This is a genomic window from Methanobrevibacter sp., from assembly GCF_045126245.1.
Lineage (GTDB): Archaea > Methanobacteriota > Methanobacteria > Methanobacteriales > Methanobacteriaceae > Methanocatella.
In genome coordinates this window covers 1-10,173 of record NZ_JBGVOG010000073.1, presented here as the reverse complement: position 1 = coordinate 10,173, position 10,173 = coordinate 1, and the positions used below count along the sequence as shown (strand labels likewise).

General features: G+C 35.9%; 9 protein-coding genes and 1 pseudogene. 6 read left to right on the top strand and 4 right to left on the bottom strand.

Features of this window, described 5'->3' with window-relative positions:
- On the top strand, positions 1-410 hold a 410-nt coding region (locus ACJMLZ_RS05695; RefSeq protein WP_405304413.1), incomplete at its 5' end, for a flippase-like domain-containing protein.
- Positions 411-578: 168 nt separating this feature from the next.
- A complete protein-coding gene (gene fhcD / locus ACJMLZ_RS05690) occupies positions 579-1,463 on the top strand; it encodes a formylmethanofuran--tetrahydromethanopterin N-formyltransferase (RefSeq protein WP_405304411.1) in 885 nt (294 codons plus the stop codon).
- 40 nt (positions 1,464-1,503) lie between these two features.
- Here the strand turns inward: fhcD and ACJMLZ_RS05685 are convergent, their stop codons facing one another.
- Entirely contained in the window at positions 1,504-2,634 is a 1,131-nt protein-coding gene (locus ACJMLZ_RS05685; protein ID WP_405304409.1) for an NAD-binding protein, read from the bottom strand.
- Positions 2,635-2,705: 71 nt separating this feature from the next.
- Between ACJMLZ_RS05685 and ACJMLZ_RS05680 the strand changes: the two genes are divergently transcribed.
- Together ACJMLZ_RS05680 and sfsA are read left to right on the top strand one after the other, a co-directional pair.
- Positions 2,706-4,247, top strand: coding sequence for an NAD(P)H-hydrate dehydratase (locus ACJMLZ_RS05680; RefSeq protein WP_405304408.1), 1,542 nt, complete (start codon positions 2,706-2,708; stop codon positions 4,245-4,247).
- Complete coding sequence (gene sfsA, locus ACJMLZ_RS05675; protein WP_405304406.1) at positions 4,234-4,977, top strand: DNA/RNA nuclease SfsA; 744 nt, start codon at positions 4,234-4,236, stop codon at positions 4,975-4,977. Before ACJMLZ_RS05680 ends, sfsA begins: the two co-directional genes overlap by 14 nt.
- Here the strand turns inward: sfsA and ACJMLZ_RS05670 are convergent.
- The 3 genes from ACJMLZ_RS05670 to ACJMLZ_RS05660 form a co-directional block, all read right to left on the bottom strand.
- A complete protein-coding gene (locus ACJMLZ_RS05670) occupies positions 4,927-5,652 on the bottom strand; it encodes an NAD-dependent protein deacylase (RefSeq protein ID WP_405304404.1) in 726 nt (241 codons plus the stop codon). The two genes, sfsA and ACJMLZ_RS05670, sit on opposite strands and share 51 nt — an antisense overlap.
- A gap of 27 nt (positions 5,653-5,679) precedes the next feature.
- Positions 5,680-6,858, bottom strand: a complete 1,179-nt coding sequence (locus ACJMLZ_RS05665; RefSeq protein ID WP_405304402.1) for an argininosuccinate synthase — start codon at positions 6,856-6,858, stop codon at positions 5,680-5,682.
- A gap of 243 nt (positions 6,859-7,101) precedes the next feature.
- Positions 7,102-9,024, bottom strand: a complete 1,923-nt coding sequence (locus ACJMLZ_RS05660) for an IGHMBP2 family helicase (RefSeq protein ID WP_405304400.1) — start codon at positions 9,022-9,024, stop codon at positions 7,102-7,104.
- Between the two features lie 44 nt (positions 9,025-9,068).
- On the opposite strand from ACJMLZ_RS05660, the gene ACJMLZ_RS05655 reads away from it, so the two are divergent.
- A complete protein-coding gene (locus ACJMLZ_RS05655; protein ID WP_405304398.1) occupies positions 9,069-9,809 on the top strand; it encodes a succinylglutamate desuccinylase/aspartoacylase family protein in 741 nt (246 codons plus the stop codon).
- 158 nt (positions 9,810-9,967) lie between these two features.
- Positions 9,968-10,173 (top strand): annotated as a pseudogene (locus ACJMLZ_RS05650) (hydrolase); the annotation flags it as partial.

Sequence of the window (10,173 nt, the reverse complement as noted above, 5' to 3'; positions counted from 1 at the left end):
TGTTAATTTCCAATAAGAAAGGATTAGTTTATACTTTAACATTATCTTTTATAATATGGATTTTTGAAATTTTCAGAGTTTATTTGGTATTTTTGGCATTTGGAGCCAATGTAAATCCTATAATCATAGGGGAAGTATTTATCGTGGCGTGTTTGGTGGGCATGATTCCACTTCTTCCAGGAGGCCTTGGAGCTGTTGATGGATTGATGATTCTATTTTACTCTGCTGCAGGAGTTTCAGCTTCAGTCAGTGCGGCTGCAACAGTTATCGAAAGGCTGATTTCATTTTGGATGGCTACAATTATTGGTATGATTCTAATGCCTTACTACGGTTCTTCAGTTCTTGATAAGATTTCATCAGGATCTTCAAATGAAAAACTTGAAGAGAGGCCGGATGATGAATATGAGTAGTTTTTGCCGATAATTTGCTGCAGACACATCTTTTTTTTATTTGATAATTTGGGTATTGATATAAAATAGAAAACTTTATTTTAATAATGAAATATATCTTTAATTGTTATAGAAAATTAGTTTAATTTATAATTTAATCTAATTTTTAACGAACTTAATGGTGAAAAAATGGAAATTAATGGCGTAAATATACAAGATACCTTTGCTGAAGGTTTCGGAATTAAAGTATCTAGATTGATTATTACTGCAGCTACTAAACATTTAGCTAAAATTGCAGCTACTGAAGCTACTGGATTTGCTACTTCAGTTATCGGATGTCCTGCAGAAGCAGGTATCGACCAATATGTTCCTCCAACTGAATCTCCAGATGGAAGACCTGGTTATGCAATCATGATTTGTCACATGTCCAAAAAAGCATTAGGCGGACAAATTATGGACAGAATCGGTCAATGTGTTTTAACCGCTCCTACTGCAGCAGCATTCAATGCTCTTGACAGTGAAGAAGCATTCCCAACCGGAAAACAACTCAAATTCTTCGGTGACGGATATGAAACTGAAAAAGAAGTAAACGGTAAAAAAATGCACGTAATTCCTATCATGTCTGGTGACTTTTTGGTTGAAGATGAAATGGGATGGAAAGACGGTGTAGCTGGTGGAAACTTCTTCATCATGGCTGACAGTCAAATGGCTTCTATCGTTGCTGCTGAAGCTGCTGTTGATGCTATTCACGCTGTTCCTGGTGTAATCACTCCTTTCTCAGGAGGTATGGTTGCTTCCGGTTCCAAAACTGGTTCCAAATACTCTTTCATGAGTGCATCTACCAACGAAAAAGAATGCGTAACCTTAAAAGACCAAGTTGACACAGAATTGCCAGAAAACGTATTCGGAAATATGGAAATCGTTATTGATGGTGTAGATGAAGAATCCGTTAAAGCTGCTATGAAAGCAGGTATTGAAGCTGCTTGTCAAGTGCCAGGTGTTATTGAAATTGGTGCAGGTAACTACGGCGGAAGCTTAGGCCCTTACCAAATTCACTTACAAGAATTATTCTAGAGGGAGTTCTACTCTCTTTTCCTTTCTTTTTTTAAATAGCTTATTTTATATTTTTCTTTGTTATTTCGGCCACTTCTTTTTTACTTAAATTTATTCCAAGTATTTCCTCATGCTTTTTCAGTTCATCTACCAGTTTAATGAAAGTAGCACGGTCAGGGCCTGAGATGATATGGGAATGTGTATTGTTTACAAGCGAATACAAGTTTTCAATGGCTTCTTTCTGCTCCACATTTTTTTCAAGATAATCTCTAAACTGTTTGCCGTCCTTAATGTCCATTGTATTTATTTTTCGTGTCAGCGGTGTTTCAATTCCCGGCAGGTGGTATTGTATGTTTTCTAGTGTACAGCCATATTTGCTGATAATCTTGAATTCATCATAAATCTCGTCTACAGTATGCCTTACAGTTATTTTCAGGATATGGGGTCTTGTTGATTCATAATATAAATCTTTTCCCCCAATCAGTTCCGGAGATACGATTTTATCTGCACCCGCTTTTCTAAGCCTTGAATAATTTTCCTCTTTGCTTGCTCTTGATACAATCCATGCATCAGGATTGCTTTCGCGTATGGTTAAAACTATAAATAAATTGGTCACGTCGTCCCCAGTACTTATTATTACGCTTCTGCATTTTTCTCCAGCCAATTTTGAAATCAAATCATCTTCGGTAGCGTCCTTATTGATTACAACAACAGAATCATTTTCCTCGATACCTTCAAGTATTTCCTCATCTTTTTCAAACAATATAATATTCTGGTTTCTTTTGGTCAGCTCTTCAAAAACTACTTTTCCAACCCTCCCGTAGCCACAAAGAATATAATAATCATCCATATTTTCAATCGCTCTCATTTTCATTGCTCCTTTTGAATATTCGCTCATTTTTTCCTGAAAGTTTGTTAAAATAATATTAAATACATAAGCGAGCAGTGCAACGCCTCCTAAGGCAAGAGTTGTTGCGAAAATCTTTTGAATTCCTGTGTGTGGGGTGAAATCTCCATATCCCACGGTAGCCATAGTAATTACTGCATAATAAATGGAATCAATTAGATTTAAACCCATAATGAGGTAAGAACCTACTATTCCATAGATAAACAATGCTAAAATCAGGATTATGCCGTTTGTAACATATTTTGTCGGCAATGTTTTCAGAAGTTTTACGGTAATTCTTTTCATGCTATTTTTCCTATCACTTAAAGATAATTATATTTATATCGATTAGTTATATTTTAATTTAAGGTGATTATGTGGATCCAATTGATATGATGGTAACAGATTATAATTGTGAATATTTAGGTTTATCCAGATTATGTTTGATGGAATCGGCCGGAAAATCTTTGGCAGAAGAAGTTGGTAAGATAGCGGTTTATTCTTTTTCAAAGCCTGTAAAAGTCGTAATTTTCACAGGGTCTGGGGGAAATGGTGGAGACGGTTTTGTTGCGGCACGTTACTTATTGAACAGGGGTTATGATGTCGATATTTATATGCTGAAGGAAAACATCCGTTCAGGCGATGCAAAAACCAATTTTGAAATATTGAAAAATATGAAGCCTCGTCTGTCTCACTTAAAGATATATAATCTAAAGACTCTTGAGGATATCAATTCCTGTGAGGTTGCAAAAAGCGACAATTCAGAATTTATCATTGTCGACGGCCTTTTGGGAACTGGAATCGATGGAAAATTGCAGACCAACATCAGGAGAGCTATTGAAGTAATCAACGAATCAGACGGTTTGAAAATCAGTGTCGACGTTCCTTCAGGAATGGATCCTTTAACAGGAGAGGTTAATGATTTGGCTGTTGTTCCGGATTACACAATCAGTTTTCATAAAATAAAAACAGGTGTTAGAAATGCCGATGAGGAGGATGTCGGAGGTCTTGTAACCGCAGACATTGGGATTCCCTTTGAAGCGGAGTATTTCGTTAACTATGGGGATTTTTTAAGACTTAGGAATAGGAATCCAAAATCACATAAGGGAAATAACGGCAGGTTGCTTGTTGTTGGGGGAAGCAAGGATTATTCAGGTGCCCCGGCCATTGCGGGAATGGCTGCTATTGGCGCAGGAGCGGATTTGGTATATGTTGCAAGTCCTCAAAATGCTGCAGAAGCCATCAAGTCAACATCTCCAGATTTGATTGTAAAATCTCTGGAGGGAGATAAACTATCTTTGAATCATGCTGATGAAATATTGGAACTTGCAGAAAATGTAGATGCGGTTTTGATAGGTCCTGGTGCAGGAATGGACAGTGAAACCTCAAAATTGTTCAATGTTTTGGTAACTAAAATCAAAAAGCCAATCGTGCTTGATGCCGATGCCCTAAAACAGGTAGAACTTTCATTGATTAAAAATAGGCATGACATTATATTGACTCCACATATTTTTGAATTCAAGTCATTTTTCAATGTTGAAGGGGACTTGAAATTGGATATTGACAGTTTTGACTTTAAAAAAGTTGATGAAAACATCACCCAATTCCAGCAGATTACAAGAATAATCAAGGCGTCCGTTGTCGTCAAAGGAGAGTATGATCTTATATTGTCCGGAACAAGATTTAAGATAAACAAATCCGGCAATGCTGGAATGACAGTTGGAGGAACTGGTGACGCGCTGGCAGGAATCTGCACTTCTTTACTTTCACAAGGACTAAGTTCTTTTGATTCATCCGCTTTAGGCGCTTTCATCAATGGTCTTGCCGGAGATAAGGCATTTGAAGTGAAAGGCAATGGATTTTCAGCTACAGATTTGGTTTCATATATTGGCAGTGTGATTAAAGATGGATTATGTTAAGGGGACTTTTTTAAAAAGGCCCAATAGGTTCATTGCGGAAGTTGAAGTCGATGGCAATGTTGAGATAGCTCACGTGCCCAATACTGGAAGATGCAAGGAACTTCTGGTTGAAGGTGCAACAGTTTGGCTAAAGCCTTCGGATAATCCAAATAGAAAAACAAAATATTCACTTCACTTTGTTGAGAATAAAAATGTGTTGGTATCCCTTTTCTCTCAGGAGGCAAATAGCATTGTATATGATGCAATCGTTGACGGCAAAATTGAGGAGCTTTCTGGTTATTCCTATCACAAAAGGGAAAAAACTGTCGATAATTCCCGAATAGACATATATCTGGCAAATGAGGAAGATGATTGCTGCGGAATGAATTTTTTGGTTGACCCCTGCTATATTGAGGTTAAGGGCGTCACATTGATTGTCGATGGTGAAGCAAGATTTCCGGATGCCCCAACTGAAAGGGGTACAAAACATTTAAAAGAGCTGATTAAACTTAAAAAAGAGGGAAATCGTTGCGTTGTGTTCTTTTTAATTCAGCATCCTGCAGGCAATTTCTTCAGGCCAAATTGGGATAATGATCCTGAATTTTCAAAAACACTTAATGAAGCCTACTTGCAAGGCGTTGAAATATTGGTCTATAAATGTGACAATCAGTTGGATGGAATAAAATTAATTCCCGAGCCTTTAGATTTTGATTTGGCTCAGAGTCTCTCCAATGGCATCATTGATGACTAATGTTGCAAGATTATCATAAGGAGTTTCACTTTTATTGATTAAAACCAGATTTTTTCCGTTGAAGTAGTTTATCAATCCTGCTGCAGGATACACAACAAGTGAAGTCCCGCCAATTATTAAGGTTTCAGCATTTTGAATATAATCGATTGAATAGCTTAAGACAGCATTGTTGAGCGGTTCTTCATAGAGCACAACATCGGGTTTTACGGTTCCGCCGCATTCGCATCTTGGAATGCCATCACTTTCAAGGATATGATTTAAGCCATATTCCTTTCCGCAAATCTGACAATAGTTTCTGTGAATGCTTCCATGGAGTTCCAATACTTCTTTGCTTCCAGCTTTCTGATGAAGCCCGTCAATATTTTGTGTGATAACAGCTTTTAATTTTCTTGCTTTTTCCAGTTTGGCTAATGTGATATGTGCAGGATTTGGTTTGGCATCCTTAAAAATGAGATTTTCTTTGTAATAATTAAAGAATTCTTCCGTATGGTTCATATAGTAGCTATGTGAAACTAAATTTTCGGGGGTATCCCCATATTTTTTCAGACTTTTGAAAATTCCACTTTCAGACCGAAAATCAGGAATTCCACTTTCTGTTGAAACGCCAGCTCCTCCAAAAAACACGATATTGTCTGAAGTATCAATAATCTCTTGTAATTGGTTAATTTTTGACATAAAAATAAGAAAGTGATAGCTTTAAAGCTATCTGTTTAATTTTTGATAATTTGCTGCTTGAAGACCGTGGTATTTAATCATACCTTCAACTTCGCTCTGTTCGGTTTCTTTGTCTTCAAATGTGATTTGTTCAATGCTGTGTAAGCTAAATGGAGATTTTCTGATAATAGGTTGGATTGAACCTTTAAAGAGTTTCATTACAACTTCCCCACTTACTCTTTCCTGCATTTTATCAAATGCTTGGTCTAGGTCTTCCCTTAATGGTTCCTGCCAGAGTGCTCTGTAGACGAGGTCTGCATAAAGGCTTGACATATATTCAGCAAATCTTAGCTCGTCAGTTGTTAAAACCAATTCTTCCAATGCTTGGTGTGCAGGTATTAATAATTTTGCACCAGGGGTTTCGTAGATTTCCCTACTTTTAAGACCAATCATTCTGTTTTCAATGGTGTCTACTCTGCCGATACCATGAGCTCCTGCAATTTCATTTGCTTTTGCAATCAAGTCAATTAAAGGCATCATTTCGCCGTTGATTGCAATTGGAATGCCCTCTTCAAATTCAATGGATACTTTTTCCGGTTCGTCTTTGGCATCTTCCCATGAAGCGGTCCATTCATAAATGTCTTCCGGAGGTTCGTTTGCAGGATCTTCTAGGACATCTCCTTCAATTGCTCTTCCCCAAAGGTTTTCATCAATACTGTAAATTTTATCATAACTTAACTCGATACCTTTGGATTTTGCATATTCTTGCTCTTCAGTCCTAGTCAAATTCATTTCTCTGATTGGTGCGATGATATCCAAATCAGACATTGCAAGAATGACTGCTTCAAATCTGAATTGGTCATTTCCTTTTCCGGTACAACCGTGTGCAATGGCTGTTGCCCCTTCTTTTTCAGCAACTTCTATGATTTTTTGTGCTATTAATGGTCTTGCAAGTGCAGTGCTTAATGGGTATCCTTCATATTCTGCATTTGCTTTTATTCCACGTGCGATGTATTCATTTGCAAATTCTTCTTTAGCATCAATGTTGTAGTGTTTCAATCCTCCAATTTTGGAGGCCATTGTTTTTGCTTTTTCCATTTCTTCTTCGCCTTGTCCAACATCAACACATGCAGTAATTACTTCTACATTGTATTTTTCTTCTAATAATTTAACACATACTGAGGTATCCAGGCCCCCACTAAATGCTAAAACTACTTTATCAGTCATTTAATCACCGTTAATAATTTTATAAAAATAAATATCAAATAATAGTTATATTTTTAATACTATTTAAAATTTAAAAAAAGTGGGCAGAAGAAAAACTCTTAATTGAGGGATATAATTGAGGTTGAAAGTTATATGGGTTTTGGAAAAATAAAACCTCAATTAAGAGTTCTAAGCTGTGAAAGTAACTGTACTTTCACACCTAATTATAAGTTGAACTTCATAGTATATAAAGTTTAGGTATGCCTAAATTTTTATCAGCAAATTTTCATCCTCAACAAAATCAATCAGTCTTGCATATGTCGGATTGTTTTTTAGGGTATCTTTATTGCCGATTATTATCAGTTTTCTTTTGGCTCTGGTTATTGCAACGTTCAAACGTCTCAAATCACTTAAAAATCCAATATTTCCATTATAATTACTTCTAACGGTTGAAATTATAATGATTTCCTTTTCCCGTCCCTGAAAGCCGTCAACGGTCTTGACTTCAACAGGGGTTTCGTCCTGGATAATTTTAACCTGGTCTGCATAGGGGCTGATTATGCCGATGTCATCTGCACTGATTCCTGCTGTGAGATAATCATTAGCAACACTAATTGCTATTTTGGCTTCTAATTTATTAATGATTGATTTGGAGTCTTTTAGATGATTTTCTTTGTTATTTTCAATATTGGAAGTGTCCATAAAAAGAAGAGCTTCCTCATAATTATTTGAACTTATCAAATCGTTTATGTTAATGGCATCGACACTTGAATCACTTTTTAAACTGTTGTTGTAAAATTCTGAGTTTGGAAACTTCATTAGAAGTTTGTTCATTCTGTATTGGACATTCAATAATTGTGATTTATGGGGGTATTTTTTGATTAATGCCTCAAAAAGTGTATTTTCAAGCTCTCCGGCACGGTTGCTGATGATTGTTGGGGGAAGTTGCTTGTGGTCTCCTGCCAGGATAAATCTATGGGCTTTTGCAATCGGTATTAGACTACTTGGAATTGTTGCCTGTGATGCTTCATCAATTATCGCCACATCAAATTTTGTTTTTGCAATTGATTCAAGTGCTGATGATGAATTTGTAGCTAGTATCACATCACTTTCCTCAATGATGTTTCTAATCATTTTGTTTTCAATTCTTTTAATCTTTCTGTGTTCCTCGTCAATTTCCTGATTGTATTCGATCCACTGTGCCATCGATTTCATTTTCTCAGGACTTATTCCTCGTCCTCCTTTTCCTTTCGATGCATTGAACAAAATGTCATAGTCTCCAAAACCTCTTCTGTATTGGGGAGTAGGTTTTGTAAATGATTTTCTCTTTTCAATCAACTTGTCAATTTTTTTATATGTCTTTTTAATCTTTTTGTTCAATTCATGATTTTCAACTTTATAAGCCAAGGAATATGTGATATTTTTTTTTGATACCCTTTGAGGATGTCCCAGTCTTGTCAAGTTCAATTTCCTGTTTTCCATTAACCTTTCCAGGATATTGTCAATAGCGGCATTGCTTTCAGCAGTGGCAAGAACTTTGTGGTTTTGTCTGGTTTCTTGGGATATTAACTCAACCAGTGTCCTTGTTTTTCCTGTTCCGAAAGGGCCATGTATCAAAAAGAAATTCTCACACGACAGTGCATTTTCAATAGCTTTTTTCTGTGATTTATTTAAATTTTTATCAATATAATCAATGTATGGTACAGGCCGGTTTTTTTTAGGATTTCTGTCAGTCAGAATGTATTCTAGTGCATTTTTTCCCTTTAAGCTTAAGTGATTCAAATTGTCTTCCATTCTTCTGAAAGTGACATCGTTAGCATACAAATCTAGTCTGACTTTCTTTTTTAAGGCCCATTTGGGAATACTTTTGTCAAAAGCAACTTTTATAAATCTTGCTCCCTTTTCAGTTACAGTGCCGGTTAAATCGCTTCTGAGGGGATTGTCTGTACTTACCAGCACCATATCTCCAACGCTTATTTCCGTATCGATGGGCTCTGATCTTCCAAACTGAACAATCTGCAAACCCAATTCCTTGCCGAGATATTTTCCTTTAACTTTATTGATGGCTCTTCCTAATTCTTCTCTTTTTTTGCCGGACATATTCATTATTTCTGTCTGCATCAACTCAATTTCAGCGTCCCTTTCATAATTTATGAGCCTTATTAACTTTTTAATATATTTCTTCAATTTAATCCCTAATTTTAAATAAGAGCTTTAATGTATAATTAATTATGGATTTTGAAAAAGTGGAGCACTATGATAATTTGGAAATGAGTTATATCTCCAATCTTTCAGGAGGTTATATTTCAAAAAACACTCATGTGCTTAATGAAATAGATTTAAACAAATTGAATAGATTTATTTTAGAGAAATCTGTTTATGGAACTCCTATTTTTAAATTGGGCAGTGGAGGAAATAAAATTTTAATTTTATCAGGTGTTCATGGCAATGAATTGCCTCCACAGATTGCAAACATCAAACTTTTAAATGAGTTGGTTGCTAAAAAAATCAATAATACTTTATTTTTCATTCCATTTGCCGCACCGAAGGCAACCATGGACAATAGAAGATTTTTCAATACATTGGATTTAAACAGGGCGGCTCATGTTAATAATTCTTTAAGCAATGTCATCGTTCAAAAGATTGAAGAGCTTGGAATACATTTTGTAGGGGACTTTCACTCAACTGCATTCAACAGCAATCCTGGTGTGGAGTCCATATTTTCAACCAAATCCCCTACTCCAGAAAGCTTTTTAATAGCAAGTTATATTTCTAAGGATGTGGGATGTGAAATTATTTCCCTTGACTCTGCAGGGGAATCTTATAAGGGTGCGGTAGAGGATGTATGCAACCTAAATGGAATTCCTGCAATAACCGGGGAGGTCTTATCCCCATTTTCAACTGTTGGCGATGGCAGCGTTGAGAGGTCACTGCTTCAGATGAAAAGCTTTTTGTCTTATTTTGGAATCTGATTACTTCTCAAATGCTCTTGGATTAGGTTGTTATATTTACTGTTCCAATATATTACTTCATGGAATTATTAATTCCTTATTAAGGTAATATTGATGTAAAGTGAATTTTGTCGCTTCTTGGGGAATTGACATTTTCGCAAAACACTTGGGGTTTCATCATGTCTTCTTATAAAGGGCATTCAATATTTGCGCTGCTACTCGCATTAATGTTTTTTCTCAATCCTCTGTTAATTGCATTAACATTCATCGGTGCAAATATCCCTGACTTTGATCATAAATTCAAAAAGGACAATGTCTATAAGTTGATAATTCTTGGGTTAATAATATTCATTTCACTTTACATTCTTAAATTACCTTATTATAT

Coding starts and splice junctions, on each gene's coding strand:
- fhcD (WP_405304411.1), top strand. CDS start 579: ATGGAAATTAATGGCGTAAATATACAAGATACCTTTGCTGAAGGTTTC.
- ACJMLZ_RS05655 (WP_405304398.1), top strand. CDS start 9,069: ATGGATTTTGAAAAAGTGGAGCACTATGATAATTTGGAAATGAGTTAT.
- sfsA (WP_405304406.1), top strand. CDS start 4,234: ATGGATTATGTTAAGGGGACTTTTTTAAAAAGGCCCAATAGGTTCATT.
- ACJMLZ_RS05685 (WP_405304409.1), bottom strand. CDS start 2,634: ATGAAAAGAATTACCGTAAAACTTCTGAAAACATTGCCGACAAAATAT.
- ACJMLZ_RS05665 (WP_405304402.1), bottom strand. CDS start 6,858: ATGACTGATAAAGTAGTTTTAGCATTTAGTGGGGGCCTGGATACCTCA.
- ACJMLZ_RS05670 (WP_405304404.1), bottom strand. CDS start 5,652: ATGTCAAAAATTAACCAATTACAAGAGATTATTGATACTTCAGACAAT.